General features: G+C 66.6%; 26 protein-coding genes and 2 tRNA genes. 13 read left to right on the top strand and 15 right to left on the bottom strand.

The window, feature by feature from the left end:
• Position 1 precedes the first annotated feature (1 nt).
• Positions 2–1,372, bottom strand: coding sequence for a M20/M25/M40 family metallo-hydrolase (locus LX81_RS06980; RefSeq protein ID WP_111536580.1), 1,371 nt, complete (start codon positions 1,370–1,372; stop codon positions 2–4).
• 150 nt (positions 1,373–1,522) lie between these two features.
• On the opposite strand from LX81_RS06980, the gene hemA reads away from it, so the two are divergent.
• The 3 genes from hemA to ispG all read left to right on the top strand — a co-directional run bounded on the left by hemA (position 1,523) and on the right by ispG (position 5,387).
• On the top strand, positions 1,523–2,746 hold the full coding sequence (hemA, locus tag LX81_RS06975) for a 5-aminolevulinate synthase (protein ID WP_111536579.1): 1,224 nt from the start codon (positions 1,523–1,525) through the stop codon (positions 2,744–2,746).
• A gap of 135 nt (positions 2,747–2,881) precedes the next feature.
• Positions 2,882–4,165 (top strand): helix-turn-helix domain-containing protein, encoded by a 1,284-nt coding sequence (locus LX81_RS06970; RefSeq protein ID WP_111536578.1) that lies wholly within the window; start codon positions 2,882–2,884, stop codon positions 4,163–4,165.
• A gap of 85 nt (positions 4,166–4,250) precedes the next feature.
• Positions 4,251–5,387: a flavodoxin-dependent (E)-4-hydroxy-3-methylbut-2-enyl-diphosphate synthase gene (gene ispG, locus LX81_RS06965; protein WP_111536577.1), complete on the top strand. Its 1,137-nt coding sequence runs from the start codon at positions 4,251–4,253 to the stop codon at positions 5,385–5,387.
• 10 nt (positions 5,388–5,397) lie between these two features.
• Here ispG and LX81_RS06960 read toward each other — a convergent pair whose 3' ends face one another.
• From LX81_RS06960 to rimK, 5 genes are all read right to left on the bottom strand, one after another.
• A complete protein-coding gene (locus tag LX81_RS06960) occupies positions 5,398–5,721 on the bottom strand; it encodes a hypothetical protein (protein WP_111536576.1) in 324 nt (107 codons plus the stop codon).
• A gap of 409 nt (positions 5,722–6,130) precedes the next feature.
• Entirely contained in the window at positions 6,131–6,508 is a 378-nt protein-coding gene (locus LX81_RS06955; protein ID WP_111536575.1) for a HesB/IscA family protein, read from the bottom strand.
• Positions 6,509–6,552: 44 nt separating this feature from the next.
• A complete protein-coding gene (locus LX81_RS06950) occupies positions 6,553–6,921 on the bottom strand; it encodes an SUF system Fe-S cluster assembly protein (RefSeq protein ID WP_111536574.1) in 369 nt (122 codons plus the stop codon).
• A 132-nt stretch (positions 6,922–7,053) separates the two neighbouring features.
• Entirely contained in the window at positions 7,054–7,251 is a 198-nt protein-coding gene (locus tag LX81_RS06945) for a hypothetical protein (protein WP_111536573.1), read from the bottom strand.
• A gap of 50 nt (positions 7,252–7,301) precedes the next feature.
• A complete protein-coding gene (gene rimK / locus LX81_RS06940) occupies positions 7,302–8,714 on the bottom strand; it encodes a 30S ribosomal protein S6--L-glutamate ligase (protein ID WP_111536572.1) in 1,413 nt (470 codons plus the stop codon).
• Positions 8,715–8,778: 64 nt separating this feature from the next.
• Here rimK and tgt point away from each other — a divergent pair, with 64 nt between their 5' ends.
• The 3 genes from tgt to lon all read left to right on the top strand — a co-directional run bounded on the left by tgt (position 8,779) and on the right by lon (position 13,124).
• Positions 8,779–9,906: a tRNA guanosine(34) transglycosylase Tgt gene (tgt, locus tag LX81_RS06935; RefSeq protein WP_111536571.1), complete on the top strand. Its 1,128-nt coding sequence runs from the start codon at positions 8,779–8,781 to the stop codon at positions 9,904–9,906.
• Positions 9,903–10,457: a hypothetical protein gene (locus tag LX81_RS06930; protein ID WP_111536570.1), complete on the top strand. Its 555-nt coding sequence runs from the start codon at positions 9,903–9,905 to the stop codon at positions 10,455–10,457. The genes tgt and LX81_RS06930 overlap by 4 nt, the downstream gene beginning before the upstream one ends.
• A 261-nt stretch (positions 10,458–10,718) precedes the next feature.
• Entirely contained in the window at positions 10,719–13,124 is a 2,406-nt protein-coding gene (gene lon, locus LX81_RS06925) for an endopeptidase La (protein ID WP_111536569.1), read from the top strand.
• A 64-nt stretch (positions 13,125–13,188) separates the two neighbouring features.
• Here lon and LX81_RS06920 read toward each other — a convergent pair whose 3' ends face one another.
• On the bottom strand, positions 13,189–14,082 hold the full coding sequence (locus LX81_RS06920) for a 5'-methylthioadenosine/S-adenosylhomocysteine nucleosidase (protein WP_111536568.1): 894 nt from the start codon (positions 14,080–14,082) through the stop codon (positions 13,189–13,191).
• Positions 14,083–14,212: 130 nt separating this feature from the next.
• On the opposite strand from LX81_RS06920, the gene LX81_RS06915 reads away from it, so the two are divergent.
• Positions 14,213–14,287 (top strand) — tRNA-Val (locus LX81_RS06915).
• An 88-nt stretch (positions 14,288–14,375) separates the two neighbouring features.
• Here the strand turns inward: LX81_RS06915 and LX81_RS06910 are convergent.
• Positions 14,376–15,431, bottom strand: coding sequence for a dipeptidase (locus LX81_RS06910; protein ID WP_111536567.1), 1,056 nt, complete (start codon positions 15,429–15,431; stop codon positions 14,376–14,378).
• Between the two features lie 259 nt (positions 15,432–15,690).
• Positions 15,691–15,774 (bottom strand) — tRNA-Tyr (locus LX81_RS22130).
• Positions 15,775–15,881: 107 nt separating this feature from the next.
• Between LX81_RS22130 and rlmB the strand changes: the two genes are divergently transcribed.
• Positions 15,882–16,667 carry a 23S rRNA (guanosine(2251)-2'-O)-methyltransferase RlmB gene (gene rlmB / locus LX81_RS06905; RefSeq protein WP_111536566.1) on the top strand — a complete coding sequence of 262 codons (786 nt, stop codon included), beginning with the start codon at positions 15,882–15,884 and terminating at the stop codon, positions 16,665–16,667.
• 169 nt (positions 16,668–16,836) lie between these two features.
• A complete protein-coding gene (locus LX81_RS06900) occupies positions 16,837–17,253 on the top strand; it encodes a CoA-binding protein (RefSeq protein WP_111536565.1) in 417 nt (138 codons plus the stop codon).
• Here LX81_RS06900 and LX81_RS06895 read toward each other — a convergent pair.
• The 3 genes from LX81_RS06895 to hisF are packed head-to-tail and all read right to left on the bottom strand — an operon-like array spanning position 17,250 to position 18,669.
• Entirely contained in the window at positions 17,250–17,606 is a 357-nt protein-coding gene (locus tag LX81_RS06895; protein WP_111536564.1) for a DMT family protein, read from the bottom strand. The two genes, LX81_RS06900 and LX81_RS06895, sit on opposite strands and share 4 nt — an antisense overlap.
• Positions 17,603–17,911, bottom strand: coding sequence for a phosphoribosyl-ATP diphosphatase (locus tag LX81_RS06890; protein WP_111536563.1), 309 nt, complete (start codon positions 17,909–17,911; stop codon positions 17,603–17,605). Before LX81_RS06890 ends, LX81_RS06895 begins: the two co-directional genes overlap by 4 nt.
• The gene (gene hisF, locus LX81_RS06885) at positions 17,908–18,669 is read right to left on the bottom strand and encodes an imidazole glycerol phosphate synthase subunit HisF (protein ID WP_111536562.1); all 762 of its coding nucleotides are present in this window, start codon (positions 18,667–18,669) and stop codon (positions 17,908–17,910) included. Before hisF ends, LX81_RS06890 begins: the two co-directional genes overlap by 4 nt.
• Before the next feature lie 90 nt (positions 18,670–18,759).
• On the opposite strand from hisF, the gene LX81_RS06880 reads away from it, so the two are divergent.
• The gene (locus LX81_RS06880; protein WP_111536561.1) at positions 18,760–19,203 is read left to right on the top strand and encodes a DUF302 domain-containing protein; all 444 of its coding nucleotides are present in this window, start codon (positions 18,760–18,762) and stop codon (positions 19,201–19,203) included.
• Positions 19,204–19,213: 10 nt separating this feature from the next.
• Here the strand turns inward: LX81_RS06880 and hisA are convergent, their stop codons facing one another.
• Positions 19,214–19,942: a 1-(5-phosphoribosyl)-5-[(5-phosphoribosylamino)methylideneamino]imidazole-4-carboxamide isomerase gene (gene hisA, locus LX81_RS06875; RefSeq protein ID WP_111536560.1), complete on the bottom strand. Its 729-nt coding sequence runs from the start codon at positions 19,940–19,942 to the stop codon at positions 19,214–19,216.
• 133 nt (positions 19,943–20,075) lie between these two features.
• Between hisA and LX81_RS06870 the strand changes: the two genes are divergently transcribed.
• The 3 genes from LX81_RS06870 (at position 20,076) to LX81_RS06860 (ending at position 21,683) form a co-directional block, all read left to right on the top strand.
• Positions 20,076–20,462, top strand: a complete 387-nt coding sequence (locus LX81_RS06870; protein WP_111536559.1) for a DUF2147 domain-containing protein — start codon at positions 20,076–20,078, stop codon at positions 20,460–20,462.
• A gap of 56 nt (positions 20,463–20,518) precedes the next feature.
• Complete coding sequence (locus tag LX81_RS06865) at positions 20,519–21,340, top strand: alpha/beta fold hydrolase (protein ID WP_111536558.1); 822 nt, start codon at positions 20,519–20,521, stop codon at positions 21,338–21,340.
• A gap of 70 nt (positions 21,341–21,410) precedes the next feature.
• A complete protein-coding gene (locus LX81_RS06860; protein WP_111536557.1) occupies positions 21,411–21,683 on the top strand; it encodes a hypothetical protein in 273 nt (90 codons plus the stop codon).
• A 13-nt stretch (positions 21,684–21,696) separates the two neighbouring features.
• Here the strand turns inward: LX81_RS06860 and hisH are convergent, their stop codons facing one another.
• Positions 21,697–22,338 carry an imidazole glycerol phosphate synthase subunit HisH gene (hisH, locus tag LX81_RS06855; RefSeq protein ID WP_111536556.1) on the bottom strand — a complete coding sequence of 214 codons (642 nt, stop codon included), beginning with the start codon at positions 22,336–22,338 and terminating at the stop codon, positions 21,697–21,699.
• Between the two features lie 181 nt (positions 22,339–22,519).
• Complete coding sequence (gene hisB / locus LX81_RS06850) at positions 22,520–23,107, bottom strand: imidazoleglycerol-phosphate dehydratase HisB (protein ID WP_111536555.1); 588 nt, start codon at positions 23,105–23,107, stop codon at positions 22,520–22,522.
• Positions 23,108–23,311: the final 204 nt, after the last annotated feature.

Below are 23,311 nucleotides of genomic sequence, written 5' to 3'. Positions count from 1 at the left end.
TTCAGGCGATGGCGTCGAGGATCCGCGCCCAGGAGCGGATGCCGCGATGGAAGGACGACAGGTGGTACTTCTCGTTCGGCGAGTGGATCTGGTCGTCCGACCGCCCGAAGCCGATCAGCATCGAATCCATCCCGAGCGTCTGCTGCATCTGCCCGGCGATCGGGATCGACCCGCCGGCGCCGATATAGGCGGCAGGCTTCGGCCATTCCTGCGACAAGGCCTGCCGCGCGGCCTCGAACGCGGGATCGGAAATGTCCATGCGGCTTGCCGGGGCGGCGCCGTGATCGTGGAAGACGGCCTCGCAATCGGGCGGTAGACGCGTCTCCACGAAGTGCCGGAAGGCCGTCCGGATGGCCTGCGGATCCTGCCCGTCCACGAGGCGGAAGCTGATCTTGGCCGACGCCTCCGCCGGCAGCACGGTCTTGAAGCCCGCCCCCGCATAGCCGCCCCGGATGCCGTTCACCTCCGCCGTCGGCCGCGCCCAGAGCTGCTCGAGCGGGGTGCGATCCGTCTCTCCCGCGGGCGTCGACAGGCCGACATCGCCGAGGAACGCGGTCGCGTCGAAATCGAGCCGTTCCCACTGGGCGAGAACCTCGGCGGGCGTCTCCGGGATGCCGTCGTAGAAGCCCGGGATCGTCACCCTTCCCGCCTGGTCGTGAAGATCGGCGATGATGCCCGAGAGAACCCGGATCGGGTTCATCGCGAGCCCGCCGAAGCTGCCGGAATGGAGATCGCGCTCGGCGCCCCTGATCGTCACCTCCTGCCCCAGGAGGCCGCGCAGCGAGGTGGTGATCGCCGGCGTTTCCGTATCGTAGAGGGACGTGTCGCAGATGAGCGCGAGCTCCGCGCGAAGTTCGTCCGCATTGGCCTCCAGGAACGGCACCATGGAGGGCGAGCCCGATTCCTCCTCCCCCTCGAAGAGGAGAGTAAGGCGGGTCGGAAGCGCGCCGTGAACGGCCACCCAAGCGCGGCAGGCCTCCACGAAGGTCATGAGCTGGCCCTTGTCGTCGCAGGCGCCGCGACCGCGAATCACCTGGCCCTCCGGCGTATCCTCGATCTGCGGATCGAACGGATCACGCTCCCAGAGGTCGAGCGGATCGACCGGCTGCACGTCGTAATGTCCGTAGAAGAGGAGCGGACGGCCACCCTCTCCGCCATGCGCCACGACCATCGGATGACCCTGCGTCGGTCGCGCCTCGGCCGTGAAGCCCAGGCCGCGCAAATCCTCCACGAGCCAGTCCGCCGCCCGCCGGACCTCCGGCGCATAGGCGGGATCGGTGGAGATCGACGGGATGGCGAGAAACGCCATGAGCCGCTCGAGCGATTGCGGCAGATCATCGTCGATCCGGGAAAGGACGGCATCGAGGCTCATGGACGGCTCCTTCGGCCTTGTTACGGAGCGAAGACTAGCCCCTCCGGCGGCGCCGTAAAGCGGCCCGGCGGCGGGGGCGGACAAAACGTCCCTGTGTTTTCGGCGCTGGAACCATTATGAATCCGGGGAAGCTGCGAGAGGAGAGCCCGGGTGAACTACGACGCCAGCATCGACGCCGCCCTGCAGAGGCTGCACGACGAGGGACGCTACCGGACCTTCATCGACATCGAGCGGCGACGCGGTGCCTTTCCGCAGGCGGTCTGGCGCCGGGAGGACGGGACGGAGCGGCCGGTGACGGTCTGGTGCGGCAACGATTACCTCGGGATGGGGCAGCACCCGGCGGTACTCTCCGCGATGCACGAGGCGCTCGACGCGACCGGGGCCGGGTCCGGCGGGACGCGCAACATCTCCGGCACGACCGTCTATCACAAGCGGCTGGAGGCGGAACTCGCCGATCTTCACGGCAAGGAGGCGGCGCTCCTCTTCACCTCCGCCTACATCGCCAACGACGCCACGCTCTCGACCCTCCCGAAACTCTTTCCCGGCCTCGTCATCTATTCCGACGCGCTGAACCACGCCTCCATGATCGAGGGCGTGCGCCGCAACGGCGGGGCCAAGCGCGTCTTCCGCCACAACGACGTGGACCATCTTCGCGAATTGATGGCGGCCGACGATCCCGCCCTTCCGAAGCTCATTGCGTTCGAGAGCGTCTATTCGATGGACGGCGATTTCGGCCCCGTCGAGGCGATCTGCGACCTCGCGGAGGAGTTCGGTGCGCTGACCTATATCGACGAGGTCCACGCCGTGGGCATGTACGGCCCCCGCGGTGGCGGGGTCTGCGAGCGCGACGGGTTGATGGGGCGGATCGACATCATCAACGGGACGCTCGCCAAGGCCTATGGCGTGATGGGCGGCTACATCGCTGCGAGCGCGCGGATGTGCGACGCGGTCCGGTCCTATGCGCCGGGCTTCATCTTCACCACGTCCCTGCCGCCCTCCGTCGCCGCGGGCGCCGCGGCGAGCGTGGCACACCTCAAGGGTGATCAGGCGCGCCGGGATGCGCATCAAACGCAGGCGCGGATCCTGAAGATGCGGCTAAAGGGTCTGGGTCTCCCGCTCATCGATCACGGCAGCCACATCGTGCCTGTCCATGTCGGCGATCCGGTGCATTGCAAGGCGCTGTCGGACCTTCTGCTGCAGGATCACGGCATCTACGTGCAGCCGATCAATTTCCCCACCGTCCCGCGCGGCACCGAACGGCTTCGCTTCACCCCGTCTCCCGTGCATGGGCCGCGGGAAATCGACGCGCTCGTCGGTGCGCTCGACACGCTCTGGTCGCATTGTGCGCTAAATCGGTCTCAACAGATTGCGTAAACGCTTCGTTTACACAAACGGCCCTAGGATGCATAAGCTACGGGAAAAGCGAACAAGCGTTCTGTAGCGGAATCGATCTGGAAGGTTCGGAACCGTTGCCAAAAGGGCGCGGAGCAGGATCAAGGGGCATAGGGTATGACGGGTCGTTTCCACATGGGGGAAACGCGGGTCGGCGACGAAACGCCACGCGGCTTCGACGATTTCGACCTGCGCCTTGGTGATGTGATGCGGGGCGAACGCGCCACGCTCGGAAAATCCCTTCTCGACGTGCAGCGCGAACTGAAGATCCGCGCCACTTACATCGCGGCCATCGAGAATTCCGATCCCGCCGCCTTCGAGACGCCCGGCTTCATCGCGGGCTATGTCCGCTCCTATGCGCGCTATCTCGACCTCGATCCCGACTGGGCCTACCGGGCGTTCTGCGCGGAAAGCGATTTCGAGACCGCCCACGGCATGTCGAAGGCCGCATCGGTCCGGCGCGCCGAGCCGCAGACCGACCGCGCAGAGCGCGACCCGCTGGCCGAGCCCGCGCTGGGCTACGCCCCGCCGCGAGACGGGTTCCTCTCGCGGATCGAGCCGGGCGCGATCGGCTCCCTCCTCGTCCTTCTGGGTCTGATCGGGGCGATCGCCTATGGCGGCTACGCGGTCCTGACCGAGATCCAGCAGGTGCGGATCACGCCGGTCGACCAGGCGCCGGAGGTGGTGGCCGATATCGATCCGCTGAACGCCGCGCAGGCGACGGGCCCGCTCGACGCGCAGTCGGCCGCGGAGGAGGAGGTGTTCGACCGCATCTACCGCCCCGAACCTCTCGACGTTCCGGTTCTCGTTGCCCGCGACGGCCCGATTTCCGCCATCGATCCGCGGCTGGGCGAGCCGCTTGTGTCGGCCGTATCGGCGGAGCCGGTGATTGCGGAGCTGATCGGGCCCATGCCGGCCGGTTCGACATCCCGCCAGATCGGCGGCTTCGACGCGGTGGACATCGCGTCTCTCCTCCCGCCCGGAACCATCGAGGCCCCCGAGGGTGCGCCCGGCGTGCAGGTTGTCGAGGACGGGCCGCCCGAGGTCGTCGTGATCGCCGTGCGCCCCTCCTGGGTGCGGGTCCGCTCCGCGGAGGGCACGACTCTCTACGAGCGGATCATGCAGGAGGGCGACCGCTTCGTCCTGCCGCCGAGCGAGGTTCCCGCGACGCTCCGTACCGGTGAATCCGGTGCGATCTTCTTCGCGGTCAACGGCACGGCCTACGGGCCCGCGGGTCCGGCAGGGCAGGTGACGGGCAATCTCGATCTCGATGGCGAGACGCTGGCCGCTGCCTACGACGTCGCCGATCTCGAGGCCGAAAGCGCGCTCGCCCGGGTCGTGGCCGATCTCCGCCCGGAACCCCCGCTGCCCGGACAATCTGCACCCGCCGCGACGGAGTGAACCGGCGATCGGCTGTTGGTTTCGTCGCCCGGGACGCTTAGGTTCCGCGCAGAGGACCCGACACCCTGATCAGACCGGAGTCGACATGTCGCTGAACGCCGTCCGCCCGTGGAAGAACATCTATCGCCGCAAGTCCCGCCAGATCATGGTGGGCAACGTGCCCGTGGGCGGCGACGCCCCCATCGCCGTCCAGACGATGACCAATACCGACAGCGGCGACGCCGCCGCGACGATCCGTCAGGTCATCGAATGCGCGGAGGCGGGTGCCGACATCGTGCGCGTCTCTTGTCCCGACACCGCCGCGACCACCGCGCTACGCGAGATCGTCCGGGAGAGCCCGGTGCCGATCGTCGCTGACATCCACTTCCACTACAAGCGCGCCATCGAGGCGGCGGAGGCGGGCGCTGGCTGCCTGCGGATCAACCCCGGCAATATCGGTGACGATACCCGCGTAAAGGAAGTGATCCGCGCCGCGAAGGATCACGGCTGCTCCATCCGCATCGGCGTGAACGCGGGCAGCCTCGAGCGGGATCTGCTTGAGAAATACGGCGAGCCCTGTCCCGACGCGATGGTCGAAAGCGGTCTCGACCACATCAAGATCCTGCAGGACAACGACTTCCACGAATTCAAGATCTCCGTGAAGGCATCGGACGTGTTCCTGTCGGCGGCCGCCTACCAGGGGATCGCGGAGGCGACGGACGCGCCGATCCATCTCGGCATCACGGAGGCCGGATCGCTCAACGCGGGCACCGTGAAATCCGCGATCGGCCTCGGCAACCTTCTCTGGATGGGGATCGGCGACACGCTCCGTGTCTCGCTCTCCGCCGATCCGGTCGAAGAGGTGCGCGTGGGCTACGAGATCCTCAAGTCGCTTGGGCTCCGCCACCGTGGGGTCAACATCATCTCCTGCCCGTCCTGCGCGCGGCAGGGCTTCGACGTCATCAAGACGGTCGAGGTGCTCGAGGAGCGGCTCGCCCATATCAAGACGCCGATGTCGCTCTCGATCATCGGCTGCGTGGTGAACGGCCCGGGCGAGGCGCTGATGACCGATGTGGGCTTCACCGGCGGCGGGGCCGGGTCGGGGATGATCTATCTCGCCGGCAAGCAAAGCCACAAGATGTCGAACGCACAGATGGTCGACCACATCGTCGAGCAGGTGGAGAAGCGCGCCGCCGAGATCGAGGCGCAGCCGGCCGAAGGAGAGGTCGAACCGGCGGAGTGAGCCCGCGCGTTCATTGAAGGTCGGCCAGCCGCGTATCCGGCGCGAGAAGATAGACGGGCGGAACGATCGTCGATCCCTGCAATTCGCCGTTGACGAAGTGGGAAATCTTCACGTTGTCGCCCAAGGCCTGGGTGAGGCTGCAATGTTCCTCGGTCATGGAGCCCATCTTCAGAAGAAGATGGCCTTCCGGGACTTGCGGCGTGCTGTAATAACCACTCGTTTTCCACCGCTCGATGTCGATCGGGTCGACGCCGGTAGGGGGAACGTCGCCGTACCCTTCGGGCGAAAGCCGGTAGAGCGCGTTGTGGCAGGCCTGATAGAGCCCTCTCTCCATTTCGAAGCCATCATCCGGGTGCGAGATTGCCCCGGGCAGGACCGTGATCCCTCAGAGGAACGTCTTAAGCAGATTCTCGATCATGTCCATCTTGATCGCGGATGTGGAGAAGATGGCGGCGAGAAGCGGCAGGGAAATGATGCGCCCGCGGTCGTGGCGCATCGGGTCAGCTCGGCGATGTGCGCCGTCTGTACCCCATAAGCCGCAATGATCTTGACGATCACGATGGTATCGAGACCATCCGATAAGTACGCTTCGTCGCGGGAAATAAAGAGCTCGGTCTCGAAAATCGCGGAACAAGCTGCGGAGAGCGGAGGGATGGGCATCGACCATACGGACACCAGTCAACGCGCAACTGGCCCCTAGAATCTACCGTACGCTTATCAAAGGCAAGACTTGCGCGCCGCGTTCAGCCCTGCCGTTCGACCGAGAGCTCTTCCACGTCCTTGAACTTGATCGATTCCCCGCAGCCGCAGGCATCGACGACGTTGGGGTTGCGGAACTTGAATCCCGATTCGAGCAGGCTCGTCTCGTAGTCGATCTCCGTGCCGAAGAGGAACATCTGCGCCATCGGCGCGATCATCACCCGCGCGCCGTTCTGTTCGACCACCTCGTCGTGGGGGTCGATCTCGGTCACGTAATCCATCGTGTATTCCATGCCGGCGCAGCCGCCCTTCTTCACGCCGATCCTAAGACCCTGATGCCCTTCGCGGGACATGAGCTTCGAGATCTGGCGCTCGGCCTTCTCGGTGATGGTGACGGCTTGCTTTCCGGGGATGGAGAACATCGGATCGTCCCTTCCTTCGGGTTGTTCGAGTGCCTTGCGGGGCGTTACATGAAGCCCAGTTCGAGGCGGGCCTCGTCGGACATCATGTCCATTCCCCAGGGTGGCTCCCAGGTAAGCTGCACGTCGACGGTCTTGACGCCCGCAAGCGGCTCAACCGCTTCGGCGACCCAGCCCGGCATCTCGCCCGCGACCGGGCAGCCCGGCGCGGTCAGGGTCATGAGGATCAGCACGTCGTTCTCGGCTGATATGTCGATCGTGTAGACGAGCCCGAGATCGTAGATGTTGACCGGTATTTCGGGATCATAGACGCTCCGGCACGCCTCCACGATCTGTTCGTGCAGCGGATGGTCGGTGCTTGACGGCCGAATGAGCGGCTGACCCTCCATCGGTTCGGTCTGCGCTTCGCTTGGCATGGCGTCCCTTTCGCGAAATTCATCCAACGATATAAGAAGGCGGGCCGTCTGCGTCCAGACCGGAGGGCCGAGGCGTTGCGGGCGACCGGGCGATCGGATCGTCCGGTCCGGGGTCCGATACCCGGTGCTCGCTCAGCTCATCCGGCCGATATCGGTGGCCCGACCGGAGCCGATCGGCGCCAGCGACGCCCCGCCGAGATCGCGCTCGAGCATGATCACGCCGGGCGGAAGGGACGTCCGTCTCGTGCCTTCCTCGTCCGCGATGAGCGGCAACGCCAGAAGCGCCAGCGCGACAACGAGGATCGCAAGATCGATTATTCCACGGCGCATGACACTCGCTCCAACAATTGGCCTTCGAACACGCTTAACTCGCACCTGGTTCATGTCCGGTTTCGCGCCCCCGATTTTCTGGGGCGACGTACGGGGACGGGACGCACCCGCTTCTCGATCATTTCGAAGAGATGGGAACACAGATCGCCCTTTGCACCCCGTTCCAGCGACTGGAGGCCCGGCGTCGCGTTGACTTCCAGCACTTTCGGCCCGTCCGCGGACCGCACGAGGTCGACCCCGGCGAGGCCGAGGCCGAAGGCGCGCGCCGCCCGCGTCGCGGTCTCCCGCTCCGCCCGGGTGAGCTTCGCGGCCGTGATCTTGCCACCTGGGCCGGGCGTGGAGCGGAACTCGCCGTTGGGCGCGGTGCGCCGGATCGCGGCCACGACGCGGCCGTCCATGACGAGGCAGCGGATGTCCTCGCCCGCCGCCTCGCGCACGAAATCCTGAACGAGGAAGTTGGCATGGAGACCGCGGAACGCGTCGATCACTGATTCCGCGGCCTTCTTCGTCTCGGCCAGCACGACGCCCTTGCCCTGCGCCGGGTCGAGGAGCTTCACGATCAGGGGCGCCCGACCGACGAGCCCGATGAGGTTGTCGGTATCCTTGGGCGAGGCTGCGAAGGCGGTCTTCGGCATCCCGATCTTGGCGCGGGCGAGCACCTGGTGGGCGTGGAGCTTGTCGCGGCTCGCCGTGATGCCCGCGGCGGGGTTCACGCACAATGTCCCGATCGTCTCGAACTGGCGGATGAGGGCCGTGCCGTAGGGCGTGATCGACGCGCCGATCCGCGGGATCACGGCGTCGTAATGCGGCAGCCGCTTGCCGTCGTAATGGACCTCTGGCGAGAGCGCATCGAGCGTCATGTAGCAGCGCTGCGTGTCGATCACCTCGACGGTATGTCCACGGGCCTGGCCGACCTCGACGATGCGGCGTGTCGAGTAGCTCTCCATCTCGCGGCTCAGGACGGCGATCCTGAGCGCGCGGTCGGGCGCGACCTCGCGCACCTTGGCCGAATGGTAGTCGTCGTAGCTCAGCGGCGGCTGGCAGAAGCTCTCGCCGGGCACGACGACCACATCCTCGGGGAAAGCTTGGCGCCCGAGGAGCATGCGGTACTGCATCGTGCCGCGATCGGTGAGGGTGAGTTCCACCGGCCAGGACCGGTCGCCCACCTGCATCGGCGTCTCGATCACGTAGCGCAGCTCCGTCTCGCCGTTCGAGCTCGTCACCTCGCGGCGGTCGGTGACGGGGGCGGAGCAGGCGATGGCGAGGTCGGGGCGCGACGGGATCGGGTGCATCATGAAGCGCACCTTGGGCGCGGCGGACGAGCCGAAGGGTTCGATATCGTAGGCATGGAGCGCGGAGGTCTTGGCGCCGGTATCGACCTTGACCTTGAGCGCCGGCAGCCCGAGCTCGGGCAGGGCGATCCATTCCTCCCAACCAAGGCGGAACCGGGCTCCGTCGTCCATTTGTCAAGCTCCTTGCATGCGAGGGCGCATATGGCTCACAACGCGGGCCGACGGAAGGGATCAGATGCAGCGCTTCGCCTTTAATTTACACAGCCGTGACGGGGCCGCTCGCTGCGGTACGATCACGACGTCCAGGGGCGAGATTCGCACCCCCGCCTTCATGCCCGTGGGCACGGCCGGAACGGTCAAGGCGATGCTTCCCGGCAGCGTGCGGGAGACCGGGGCGGACATTTTGCTCGGCAATACCTATCACCTGATGCTGCGCCCCGGAGCGGAGCGAATCGCCGGCCTGGGCGGGCTCCACCGCTTCATGAACTGGGACCGGCCGATCCTCACCGATTCGGGCGGGTTCCAGGTGATGAGCCTCGCCGACCTGAGGAAACTGACCGAGACGGGCGTGACCTTCCGCTCCCATATCGACGGATCGAAGCACGAGTTGACGCCGGAGCGATCGATGGAGATCCAGCGTCTCCTAGGGTCGGACATCGTCATGGCCTTCGACGAATGCCCCGCCCTGCCCGCGGAGGGGTCTCGCGTCGCGGAGAGCATGCGGCTCTCGATGCGGTGGGCGGAGCGCTCGAAGGCCGCGTTCGGCGACCGCCCCGGCCACGCGCTCTTCGGCATCCAGCAGGGCGGCGTGACGCGGGAGCTGAGGGAGGAGAGCGCCGAAGCGCTTCGAGCCATCGGCTTCGACGGCTACGCGGTGGGCGGGCTCGCGGTGGGCGAGGGGCAGGAGGCGATGTTCGGCGTGCTCGACTATGCCTGCGACATGCTTCCCGACGACCGTCCGCGCTATCTCATGGGCGTGGGCAAGCCCGACGACATCGTGGGAGCGGTGAAGCGCGGGATCGACATGATGGACTGCGTCCTGCCGTCGCGATCGGGGCGGACGGGGCAGGCCTTCACCCGGCGCGGCGTGGTCAACCTCAAGAACGCCCGCCATGCCGACGATCCCCGGCCGCTCGATGCCGAATGCACCTGCCCGGCCTGTCGCAGCTATTCCCGTGCCTATCTCCACCACGTCTTCCGCGCGGGCGAGATGATTTCCGGCATGCTGCTGACTTGGCACAACCTGCATTACTTCCAGGAAATCATGGCGGGTATGCGGAAGGCGATCGCCGAGGGAGCGTTCGCCGAGTGGGAGGCCGATTTTCACGCGACCCGCGCCGCGGGCGATATCGAGCCGGCGTGAACGGTCGGGCGATCCTCGCCATCGCGGGCGTGCTCGTCGCCGCAACGGCGTTGCCGATGGAGGCGCGCAACCTTTGCGGCCAGGACGCCGATGCAGAGTTGCTCGCGCGCCTCGAAGGGGTCTGGCGCGGGGCACCGCGCGTGTCGATCGTGAACGAGACGACATCGCTGGACCGCACCCCTGGGGAGAAGAACGTCGTCCTCCGGCGGGGCACGCTTCGCGACGAGCTGCTCGATGGAATCGCGGCGCATTCCTACGAGATCGCCGGCGCGGACGGACCGCGCTACGACGTGGATGCGATCGACGACCTGCTCGAAACGACAGGCAGTGCGGACCTTGCCGACCGGCTCTCCGACACAAGGTGCGAGCCCGAGGAACTGCCGCAATTCGTCGCGATCATCGACGAGGGAGAGGAAATGACCGTTGCGGGAACGGTCACGATCGTCGCGTATTTCGAGGATCGTCTTCTGGAGGTGACCGAACTCACTCTTGGCAGCGGGGAAACCATCCTCTATTTCACGGCGACCACACTGCTCGTGCCCGCCGAATGAGCCTCGAACGTGGGCTGGCCGACGCGATCCGGTGATCCGCCTGCGACGTGTCGGTCCGTGCTGCCGGAAAGACACGGAGGACCGGCGATCGAGGGGATACGCGCTTGATCGTTCCTCTCCGGGGCGGCAGTTTCGTTTGGGTTCCGGCCGGAGCTGACGCTTGAAGCGCGGGGGGCTCGGACCCAGATTGGTAGCGTGACCGGAAGGCCAGGCGGCTGCCGTAATACGGGGCCCGGTGTCTTCGCCGATAAGGATGATCCCATGATCCAGAACAGCTATCCCGTCTTGCCATTGCGCGACATCGTTGTGTTTCCCCACATGATCGTGCCGCTCTTCGTCGGCCGCGAGAAATCGGTGCGTGCCCTGGAAGAGGTGATGGCCGACGACAAGCAGATCCTTCTCGCCAGCCAGATCGACCCGTCGATGGACGATCCAGATGCCGACGGGATCTACCGCACCGGTGTGCTCGCCAATGTCCTCCAGCTTCTCAAGCTGCCCGACGGAACCGTGAAGGTGCTCGTCGAGGGCCGCGCGCGCGTCAAGATCGTCGACTATGTAGAGAACCCGCGCTTCTTCGAGGCCCGGGCCGAGGAACTGTCCGAGAAGCTTGGCGACGAGGAAACCGTCGGCGCGCTCGTCCGCTCCGTGGGCGAGGAATTCGAGCGCTACGCCAAGGTGAAGAAGAACATCCCCGAGGAGGCCTTGGCCGCCGTCGGCGAGACGCGGGAGCCCGCGAAACTTGCCGACCTCGTCGCGGGACATCTGGGCGTAGAGGTGAATCAGAAGCAGGATCTGCTCGAGACCCTGACGATCGCCGAGCGGCTCGAGAAGGTCTACGGCATGATGCAGGGCGAGATGTCCGTCCTGCAGGTCGAGAAGAAGATCAAGACCCGCGTGAAGTCCCAGATGGAGCGGACGCAGCGCGAGTACTACCTCAACGAGCAGATGAAGGCGATCCAGAAGGAGCTCGGCGACGGCGAGGACGGCGCCGGGGAGGTGGCCGAACTCGAAGCGCGGATCGAGGCCACGAAGCTCTCGAAGGAGGCGCGCGAGAAGGCCGAGGCCGAGGTCAAGAAGCTCAAGAACATGTCGCCGATGTCGGCGGAGGCGACGGTGGTGCGCAACTACCTCGACTGGATGCTCGGCATTCCGTGGGGCACGACGAGCCGGGTGAAGAAGGACCTCAGCCGCGCGCAGCGGATCCTCGACGACGATCACTACTCCCTCGAGAAGGTGAAGGAGCGGATCGTCGAGTACCTCGCCGTGCAGCAGCGTTCGAAGAAGCTGAAGGGGCCGATCATGTGCCTCGTCGGCCCTCCGGGCGTGGGCAAGACGAGCCTCGGCAAGTCGGTCGCGAAGGCCACCGGACGCGAGTTCATCCGCATCTCGCTCGGCGGCGTGCGTGACGAGAGCGAGATCCGCGGCCACCGCCGGACCTATATCGGCTCCATGCCCGGCAAGATCATCCAGGCGCTGAAGAAGGCGAAGACCACGAATCCGCTCATCCTCTTGGACGAGATCGACAAGATGGGGCAGGACTTCCGCGGCGACCCGGCTTCCGCCATGCTCGAGGTGCTCGATCCGGAGCAGAACGCAACGTTCTCCGACCACTATCTCGAGGTGGAGTACGACCTCTCGAACGTCATGTTCCTGACCACGGCGAACTCCTACAACATGCCGGGGCCGCTTCTCGACCGGATGGAGATCATCCCGCTCGCGGGCTATACCGAGGACGAGAAGGCGGAGATCGCCAAGCGCCACCTGATCGGCAAGCAGATCAAGAACCACGGCCTGAAGAAGGGCGAGTTCGAGATCACCGACGAGGCGCTTCTCGAGATCGTGCGGACCTATACCCGCGAGGCGGGCGTGCGGAACCTCGAGCGGGAGATCGCGAAGCTCGCGCGGAAGGCCACGACGCAGATCGTCAAGAAGGAAGTCGAGAAGGTCGTCGTCACGCCGGAGAACTTGGGCGATTATCTCGGCGTGAAGAAGCACCGCTACGGCCTCGCCGAGGAGGAGGACCAGATCGGGGTCGTTACCGGCCTCGCCTATACCTCCGTGGGCGGCGAGCTTCTGTCGATCGAGGCGTTGCGGCTACCGGGCAAGGGCCGGATGAAGACGACGGGCAAGCTCGGCGACGTGATGAAGGAATCGATCGACGCCGCGTCGAGCTATGTCCGCTCCATCGCACCGAAGATCGGGGTCAAGCCGCCGAAATTCGACACGATGGACATCCACGTCCACGTGCCGGACGGGGCCACCCCAAAGGACGGTCCGTCGGCGGGCCTTGCCATGGTGACCTCGATCGTGTCGGTGCTCACGCAGATCCCGATCCGCAAGGATATCGCGATGACGGGCGAAGTGAGCCTGCGCGGCAATGCGATGCCCATCGGCGGGCTGAAGGAGAAGCTCCTCGCGGCCCTTAGGGGCGGCATCAAGACGGTGCTGATCCCGCAGGAGAACGAGAAGGACCTGGCGGAGATTCCCGACAACGTGAAGGAGGGTCTCCAGATCGTCCCGGTCAAGCACGTCTCCGAGGTTCTGGAGCAGGCGCTGATCCGCAAGCCCGAGCCCATCGAGTGGGACGAGGCCGCGCAGGAAGCGGCCGATGCCGAACGCGCGGCACGGGCCGCGGCGAGCGAAGAGGCGGCACGCCTGCCGCACTGACGCCAAAGCGATCGAGGAAGGGGGCGCGGGCTGGGAAGTCCGCGCCCCCTTTCGTTTCCGCAGGTCAGTCGAGCGCGGCGAGGAACGCGCGCATCACCGTGGCGCTGTTGGTCGCGGCGAGATCCATGAACGTCTCCATCTCGTTCGCGCCTTCCCCGCCCCCCGCGAGATCCGACAGCGAGCGGAAGGCAATGAAGGGCACGTCGTTGGCATAGGCCACGTGCGCGACCGCCGCGCTCTCCATGTCGAGCACCCGTGCCTCGAACGCCTCGAGTGCCCAGGTCCTGAGTTCCGCGTTATCGACGAAGGCCGCGCCGGAGACGCCGTTGCCGCCCACCACGATCTCGGGCGTCGCCTCGAGGCAGCTCCCGTCCTCCGCGCAATCGGGCAGGACGACGCGCGCTGCGACCTCTTGCGCGGTGCCGAGCATGTCGGGGTCGACGGGGAACCAGAATCGCGACTCCGGTTCCGACAGACCCTCGCGCAGTACCGTCTGGTTACGCACGAAGCGCATACCGAGATTGGGGTAGGCGGAACTCATCCAAGGCGGGATCTCGAACCCGTCGGCCGTTTCCCGCGCCATGATTGCGTCGAGGTATTCGCCCCACCGTGCCGGGACGATCACGTCGCCGATATCGTAGGCCGGATCGACCCCGCCCGCGATGCCGGAGAAGACGATACGATCCACCGTGAACCGGTCGAGCGCGATCTGGGTGTTCATCGCGGCGTTGACCATGCTGACGCCCGAAAGGACGAGCAGCACGTCCTTGCCCTCGAGCGTGCCGGCGATGAAGTCGTTGCCGTTGATCGTGTGCGTTTCGGCCTTCTCGATGCCTTGCTGCAGGACGTTCCATTCCGGGGCGAAGGCGGACATCACCGCGATCCGGGGCGTGTCATCGATCACCTGCGCCGCGAGCGGCACGGGAGCGAGGAGGAGGGCAGTGACGAGGGCGCGCATGGGTAAACTCCACTGATGAGGGTCGGCTAGGCTTTGCCACCCGCCCCGACGGAAGACCAGCGCCGGGCGACCTATTCCGCCCTCACGGGGCTTGCGAGGTCCGGTCCGAGGCGATAAAGAGCCGCTCGATGGGTGATTAGCTCAGTGGTAGAGCGCTTCGTTCACATCGAAGATGTCAGGGGTTCAAATCCCTTATCACCCACCATCATTCCTCTTGCGCAGTACGACCATCCGACTCGCCGTTTCGGCGCGATCGTGGATGTGGTTTCGCCCTCGTCCCGATCGTCCCGGGATCAGCCGCCCCAGCTTCGCTCCAGAACCGCGAGCCAGTTGCGATGGCATATCTTCTCGATGAGCTCCGCGCCGAAACCGTGATCCGCCATTGCGCGGCGCAGGACGGGCAGGGCACCGATGTCCTTCAGGCAATCGGGGACCGTCGCGCCATCGAAATCGGAGCCGAGCCCGACGCGATCCTCGCCGACGATGCCGATGAGATGGTCGAGATGACGCAGCAACGTCTCCACCGGCACGTTCGGGAGCATCCGGCCGTCGCTCCTGAGGAAGGCCACCGCGAAGTTGAGGCCGACAAGGCCGTCGCTGTCGCGGATCGCCTCGAGCTGCCCGTCGGTGAGGTTGCGGGCATGCGGGCTCAGCGCGTGGGCGTTCGAATGGGAGGCGATGAGCGGCTTGGAGGAATGACGCGCCACGTCGCGGAACCCGGCCATGTTCATGTGCGACAGATCGACGAGGATGCCGAGCGCGTCGCAGCGCCGGACGAGACGCACGCCGAGATCGGTAAGCCCCTCGCCGGTATCGCCGTCGGACGGATATCGGAACGGCACGCCGTGACCGAAGATCGTGGGCCGGCTCCATACGGGGCCGAGCGACCGCAGCCCGGCCTGATAGAGGATCTCGAGCGTGTCGAGGTCGGGATCGATCGCCTCCGCGCCTTCCATGTGCAGGACCGCCGCCATCTGTCCTTGCGCCATCGCCTCGCGGATCTCCGCGACGCTGCGGCAGACGCGGAGCGCGCCGCGACGTTCGAGATCGAAGAGGATCGCCATCTGGCTCAGGGCGACGGGCCATGCATCGTGCCAGTCGATCGCCTCGGGCAGGGGGAGGTCGTAGGCGGGCTTCTCCATCTCCTCGAACCGGTCGGCGAGGCCCTCTGGCGAGGGGACATAGACGGCGAAGAACCCGCCCGCGAAGCCGCCCGCCCGTGCCTTGGGCAGATCGATGGCGCCGCGTCGTCCGGTAAGAACGCGCCCGACGGTCCCGCGTCCCTCCCGACCCAGCGCATAGAGAAGGTCGTTGTGCCCGTCGAAAACGAGCGGCGTCGTTACCGTCATCTGAGGCCGATCCCTGTCATGCGGGGACGCTAGCGAGAGCTTCGGCACAAGAAAAGCGCCGACCCAGCAAAGGAGGGAATTTCCGATCGGAACTTAGCTCTTCCGCACGGGGCCCGGTTCGAAAATGCAGGTGCCGGGTAGTATGGGGCGGAGGAGCAGATCGTGACGGTTCCGGGCAGAGGGCGGCCCCTCGCGCTTTCGTCGGACGGACACGACAGGCCGATCGGGAGGAAGCCTCGATGTCCGGAATGCGGTGAAGTGGTGGGCGACCCTGGAATCGAACCAGGCGTGCGTCTCCGCGAGGGAGTTACAGTCCCCTGCCACACCTTGCGGCCTGTCGCCCACTGCGCCGCGGAGGTACCGTTGCCGTCCCGGGTCGTCAAGGCACAATCCGCTTGAAGGCACCGTCCCCGCCTCCCATACGGCGCGGACGGAGCGACGGAGACGCGGATGGCCAGGAAACCGGACTGGGTGGTGGAGAAGGAACAGCAGAAGCGTGCCGCCGCGCGGGCGACGCTCTGGCTCTTCGGCCTGCACGCGGTGCGCGATGCGCTGCTCAATCCACGGCGGGAGAAGCTGCGGCTCGTCGTCACCCGCAACGCGGAGGCCAAGCTGTCGGAGGCCATCGCGACCTCCGGTCTTACGCCCGAGACCGCCGATCCACGCCGCTTCCCCGTCGATCTCGATCCCGGATCGGTGCATCAGGGCGCCGCGCTGGAGGTGCGACCGCTCGATTGGGGGCCGCTTGCCGATCTGGCGATGGCGCCGGAGGGGCAGCGCGCCTGCCTCGTCCTTCTCGACCGGGTGACCGACCCGCACAATGTCGGCGCGATCCTGCGCTCGGCGGAGGTGTTCGGGGCGCAGGCGGTGATCGCGCCGCAGCGCCATTCCCCGCCCGAGACCGGGGCGCTTGCCAAGTCCGCCTCGGGCGCGCTCGAGCGGCAGCCCTATCTGCGGGTCGGCAATCTCGCCGATACGATGGAGGAGCTGCGGCGGATGGGCTATCTCCATCTCGGACTCGACGGCGCGGCGGAGACAACGCTCGGCGCGGCCGTGGCACAGAGCGGAACGCATGCCCTGGGGCTCGTTCTTGGCGCGGAAGGCCCGGGGCTGCGGTCCCGCACGCGCGAGACCTGCGACACGCTCGTGCGGATCGGGTCGCCCGGTGGGTTCGGATCGCTCAACGTGTCGAACGCCGCGGCGGTCGCGCTCTACGCAATGCGGATGGGCGGCTGAGACACACTCGCCGGTATCACAGTTTCGCGACTTGACTTTGCCCATCCGGTGTGGCGCCCCATCTTCCGTGCATGGCGCCGGATCGGAACACCGGTGTATTTGATACTGTCCCTCGTTCCGCACTGCGCCCGGCCTTGTCCGGGCGCATTTTTTTTGAGAGGAGCGCCTGATGACCGATGACGAAATTCACGCCCTTCTGTCCGTGCCCCGACGGATCGCCTGTGTCGGCGCCTCGACCAATCCGCGGCGGCCGAGCCACGACGTCTCCGCCTTCCTCACGGCGCGGGGGCACGACGTCCGCGGTATCAATCCCGTCCATGTCGGCGAGGATTTCCTCGGCCATCCGCTCGTTGCCGACCTCTCCGCATTTCCCGGGCCGATCGAGATCGTCGATATCTTCCGCCGCTCCGAACACGTCCCCGAGATCGTCGATGCGGCGCTGGACCTCGATCCGCTCCCAAGGGTGATCTGGATGCAGATCGGCGTGGTCCACGAGGCGGCGGCCGAACGCGCCCGCGCTGCCGGAGTCGCGGTCGTGATGGATCGCTGCCCGAAAATCGAATACCGCCGCCTCGGCCTCGGCTAGCTCCCGAGCGGCTTGAGGAAGATCACCGCGGCGCCGCACCCGATGAGAGCGAAGCCGAGCGCGTGGTTCCAGGTCAGCCGCTCACCCAGATAGAGCACCGCGAAGCCCGAGAAGACGATGAGGGTGATCACCTCCTGCATCGTCTTCAGCTCCGCCGCCGACCAGGCGCGATGCCCGATCCGGTTCGCGGGCACGGCCAGGCAATATTCCACGAGCGCGATCGCCCAGCTTGCGAGGATGACGAGCCCGAGCGGCGCGTGCGGAAACTTCAGGTGTCCATACCAGGCGAACGTCATGAAGACGTTCGAGAGAAAGAGCAGAAGGATCGGCGCGATCGCGGGGCTGAGGCTCATCGCCGCGCCTTTTCGGCGTGGCCGGATTCGCCCTCCCGACGCGAAAGTTCCGCCTCGATCTCCGCAAGCGTCACACCACGCGCGGCGCACATGACGAGGAGATGGTAGAGCACGTCCGCCGCCTCCGCTCTGAGCCGCTCCGGATCCCCGCGCACTGCTTCGATCACCGCCTCGATCGATTCCTCGCCGAACTTCTCCGCGCATTTCTCGGGCCCGCGGGACAGGAGGGTCGCGGTCCAACTCGATCCCGGATCGGCCCCCTTGCGCGCCTCGATCGTGGCCGCGAGCCTTTCGAGGGCGCTCATGTCATCCTCATCGGAATACCGGCCGCCTGCATGTGCGCCTTGGCTTCGCCGATCGTGAAATCGCCGAAATGAAAGATCGACGCGGCGAGAACAGCGCTCGCGCCCCCCTCCGTCACGCCTTCCACGAGATGATCGAGTGTGCCGACGCCGCCCGATGCGATGACGGGGACGGAGACGGCGTCGGAGATGGCGCGGGTGAGCGGCAGGTTGAACCCCGACCGCGTCCCGTCGCGATCCATGGAGGTGAGAAGGATCTCTCCCGCGCCCTTCGCCGCGACGGTCAGGGCGAACTCGACCGCGTCGATGCCGGTCGCCCGGCGGCCGCCATGAGTGAAGATTTCCCACCGCCCCGGCGCGACGGTCTTCGCGTCGATCGCCACGACGATGCATTGCGAACCGAACTTCTCCGCGGCCTCCGCCACGACATCCGGATTGGCGACGGCGGCGGAATTGAAGCTCACCTTGTCGGCCCCGGCGAGGAGTAGCGCGCGAACGTCGTGATGCGAGCGCACCCCGCCGCCGATCGTCAGCGGCATGAAGCAGCTCTCCGCCGTGCGCGTGGCGAGATCGTACATCGTGCCGCGATTCTCGTGCGTGGCGTTGATGTCGAGAAAGCAGAGCTCGTCCGCGCCGGCGGCGTCGTAGGCCCGCGCGGCCTCCACGGGATCGCCCGCATCGCGGAGATCCACGAAGTTGACGCCCTTGACCACGCGGCCTTCAGCGACGTCGAGACAGGGGATGATGCGGGTCTTCAGCATGAGGCGATGGTTATCGCGCGGGCGTGGCCGGCGCCAGTCGGAACCGCCATTCCCCCGCCCTGTTGGTCCGGGCAAACGGAGGAGACGAGCATGAGACATATCTTGATCGCCACCCTGGCCCTGGCCGCGACCCCGGCATTGTCGGATATCGAAACGCGAAATGCCGAAGGAAGCGTCGTCGAGGTGATGGACCGCTTGGAAACGGCGGTGGAAGAGGCCGGCGCGACGATCTTCGCGCGGATCGATCACGGCGCCGGCGCGTCCGATGCGGGGTTGGACCTGCCGGAGAGCGAGCTTCTGATCTTCGGCAATCCGAAGCTCGGCACGCCGGTGATGCAGGAGGATATCGAGGCGGGGCTCTTCCTGCCGCTGAAGATGCTGGTCTACAGCGACGGGGACGGGCAGACCCGCGTGGCCTACGAGGAGATCGGGGACACGTTCGACGATCTCGACATGGGCGACGACCTCGAGGCGCTCGGACGGATGGAGGACGCGATGCGGAACTTCGCGGACGCGGCGTCCGGATCGGGCTGATCCGGGCCGGTCAGGTGGCGCGGCAATTGAGCGTCGAGAGCGCCGTGCCAAGCTCGATCGCCCCGTCGTAGAGCGCGCGGCCGGAGATCGCGCCAGCGATCACGCCGGTCTCGCTCAACGCCACGAGATCGTCGAGGCTCGACACGCCGCCAGAGGCGATGACGGGTATCTGCGTCGCGCGGGCAAGTGCCGCGGTGGCGGCCACGTTCGGGCCCTCCATCGCGCCGTCGCGGTCGATGTCGGTGTAGATGATCGCGGCCACCCCCGCATCCTCGAAGCTTTCAGCGAGATCGGTAACATTGAGCACGGTGGCTTCCGCCCAGCCGCGTGTCGCGACCTTGCCCGCCCGCGCGTCGAGCCCGATCGCGACCTGGCCCGGGAACGCGCTGGCGGCCTCCCGCACAAGGCCCGGATTCTCCACGGCGGCTGTCCCGAGGATCACCCGCGCCAATCCCTTGGAGAGCCACATCTCGATCGTCTCCATGTCGCGGATGCCGCCGCCGAGCTGCACCGGGATGTCAACGGCGTCGAGGATTTCCTCGACCGCCGCGGCGTTGACCGGATGCCCCTCGAACGCGCCGTTCAGGTCGACGAGATGGAGCCAGGCGCATCCCGCCTCGCGGAACGATTTCGCCTGTGCGGCCGGGTCGTCACCGAAGACCGTGGCCTGCGCCATGTCGCCGCGCAGAAGGCGGACGCATTGACCGTCCTTCAGATCGATGGCGGGATAAAGGATCATCGGGGCTCTCCTCAAGCCGTGGCGCCGGCCTTTTGCATCGGCACGGGGAGAAGCTCAACCCGACCCGACGTCAGACTTGCCGAGCGAACGGTCGTGGCGCCACGATCGCACATGTGGAACGGGATAGCGCGTGATGCGACACATCTTATTGGCGATCTGTCTGATGATGGTTTCCGCGGGAATTGCCGTGGCCGATCCAGTGGAGGGGGTCTGGCAGACGGAGGTCGACGACGGGGCCTACGCCCATATCCGCATGGCGCCGTGCGGGGCACTGATCTGCGGGGTCATCGCGCGAACCTTCGACTCGCGGGGGGAATTCGCGTCCGACGAGCGCGGCAAGGTGCTGGTGCGCGACATGAAACCGGTGGGCGGCGGCGCCTATGAGGGGCGGGTCTGGCGGCCGTCGAACGGCAAGATCTACCTGGGCAAGATGAACCTCCAGGGCGACCGGCTGAAGCTGCGCGGTTGCGTCGCGGGCGGGCTCATCTGTTCGTCGCAGACATGGGTCCGGGTGCAGTAAGGAACGCGGCGCGGCCTGTTTCGTTACCCCTGCAACACAGTGGGAGAGGACACGCCATGCCAATCGTGAAGACCGCCGACAGCACGGAGCTCTACGTCAAGGACTGGGGCGAGGGACGGCCCGTGGTGCTGATCCACGGCTGGCCGCTCAATGCCGACAGCTGGGAGCATCAGGCGATGGCGCTGACGGAGGCGGGCTTCCGCGTCATCAGCTACGACCGGCGGGGCTTCGGACGGTCCGGGCAGCCGTTCCGGGGATACGATTACGACACGATGTCCGACGATCTGAGTTCGGTCATCAGCGCGCTCGACCTGCGGGACGTGTCCGTCGTAGGCTTCTCCATGGGAGGCGGCGAAGTCTCGCGCTACATGAGCCGCCACGGCAATGCGCGGCTGCGCCAGGCCGTTCTCGTCTCGAGCATCGCACCCTTCATGGGCAAGGCCGACGACAATCCCGATGGCGTCGATGCGAGCGTGTTCCAGGGCATGAAGGACGGGATCCGCGCCGACCGTCCGCAATTCTTCCAGGACTTCTTCACCGGCTTCTATGGCAACGGGACCGAGGGCGGCGGGGTCAGCGACGGGATGCTGCACTGGACATGGTCGATGGCGATGATGGCCAGCCCGAAGGCCACGCTCGACTGCGTGGACGCGTTCGGAAAGACCGACCTCCGGCCCGACATGGCGGCCTTCGAGGTGCCGACGCTGGTCATCCACGGGACCGGGGACGAGGTGGTGCCCATCGACGTTGCGGGACGGCAGGCCGCCAAGATGATCGACGGCGCGGAACTGAAGGAATACGAGGGTGCGCCGCATGGCCTGACGGCCACGCATGCCGAGAAGCTGAACGCGGATCTCGTGTTGTTCCTCAAGGGCTGAGCGACCGCGTCGTCGTAAAGACCTGCTTAATCCTATCGGGTCAGGATGCGCGCGGGATGGGAGATCGTTCATGTCGCGCGCATTGATGTCTGGAATCGCCTTGGTGGCCGTCGCGGCTTGCGGTGGCGCCGAGGTGGACGAGCGCGTGGCGCGGCCCACCTCGAACCGCGTGAGCGTGGAGACCTATCTCGCGACGCCGGAGCCCAACGACATCACGCTCGACCGGGCGCAGAAGCGGTGCCTCACGCGGGGCACCACGGCGGTCTATCTCGCGACCGTCAAGCTGCGCAGCGGCCGGTTCCAGCATGTCTACGAATGTTACGAAGGGCTGCCGATCCGCTAGCGGAATCAGGGACTTAGGGGCGCCAGTCGAGGAAATTAGAGATCAGGCGCAGGCCAGTCGCCTGGCTCTTTTCCGGGTGGAACTGGGTGCCGATTTTAAGGCCGTCCGCCACGATCGCGGTCAGCGGCGCGCCGTATTCGACATGGGCGAGGCGCTGGTCGGGCGACGTCATCTCCATGTGGTAGGAATGGACGAAATAGGCGTGATCGCCGGTCGCGAGGCCCGCGAGGACCGGGTGGTCCCGGTCGATCACCAGGTCGTTCCAGCCCATGTGCGGGACCTTCAGCGCGGGGTCGGCGGGCGCGATCGGGACCACTTCCGCGTCGATCCAGCCGAAGCCCGGAGTTTCGCGGTATTCCAAGCCCTTGCGGGCCATGAGCTGCATGCCGACGCAGATGCCAAGGAACGGGCGGCCGCGTATCTCCACGGTCTCGTTCAGCGCCTCGAAGAGGGCTTCGCGGTCGCGCACGAGGGCGGCGCGGCAGGCGGGAAAGGCACCGTCGCCGGGCAGGACCACGCGGTCGGCGCGGGCCACGTCCTCGGGGTTTGCCGAAACGAGGACCGTGCCGGCATCCGTTTCCCGCGCCATGCGCTGGAACGCCTTCTCGGCGGAATGGAGATTGCCGCTGTCGGTATCGATGAGGACGGTCAGCATCGGCGGCCCGAGGCGTACACGGGACGTACACCGGGCGTACACGGCACGTGCAGCGAGCGTGCAGCCCCCGTGCATCCCGGGTGCGGCGGACGTACACCGCCCGTGCCGACATCGTGCACCGAACGGATGTACATCGTACACCGCGCGTCGTGACAGGCACCGGACGTTGCGCGGTGCGCCATCAGAGCGCACCCTTCGTCGAGGGGACGTGGTGGGCGCGGCGCGGATCGGATTCCACCGCCTGCCTGAGCGCGCGCGCCACCGCCTTGAACGCGGCCTCCGCGATGTGGTGGCTGTTGACGCCCCGGACGAGGTCGAGGTGGAGGGTGATCCCGGCATGGGTCGAGAACGCCTGGAAGAATTCCCGCACGAGTTCGGTGTCGAAGCTGCCGATCTTCTGCGTCGGGAAGGGGACGTTCCAGGCGAGGAACGGACGCCCCGAGAGGTCGAGCGCGCAGGTGACGAGGGCGTCGTCCATCGGCAGCGCGCATTGCCCGTAGCGCAGGATGCCGCGCTTGTCGCCCAACGCCTCCCTCAACGCCTGCCCGAGCGCGATGCCGCAATCCTCCACGCTGTGGTGGTCGTCGATATGGCGGTCGCCCGCGCATTTCACCTTCATGTCGATCAGCGAATGGCGCGCGAGCTGGTCGAGCATGTGGTCGAAGAAGCCGATGCCGGTGGCCATGTCCATGCTGCCGGTCCCGTCGAGATCGACCATCACGGTGATATCGGTCTCGGCGGTCTTTCGGGTGACGCTCGCGCTGCGCATGGGACGGCCTCCGCTGCATAGGGGACGCGCCCCCTATAGGGGGGCGGCCGGACGATGGGAAGGACCGCGCGACCCATGCTGCGGGGAAACCGGACGGGGGCCGTCGATGCCGCGCTGCCGCATGAGAAAAGCCCTCTCCTTCGCAGGAGCAGCGACGGAAGTGTCTGGTCATCCGTCCGGAATTGGTGTGACTAGAGGGTCGAT

Origin of the sequence: Palleronia aestuarii, from assembly GCF_003253995.1 — a bacterium.
Classification (GTDB): Bacteria; Pseudomonadota; Alphaproteobacteria; order Rhodobacterales; family Rhodobacteraceae; genus Palleronia; species Palleronia aestuarii.
The sequence above is the reverse complement of the archived record's forward strand: the minus strand, read 5'-3'. Positions and strand labels throughout refer to the sequence as shown.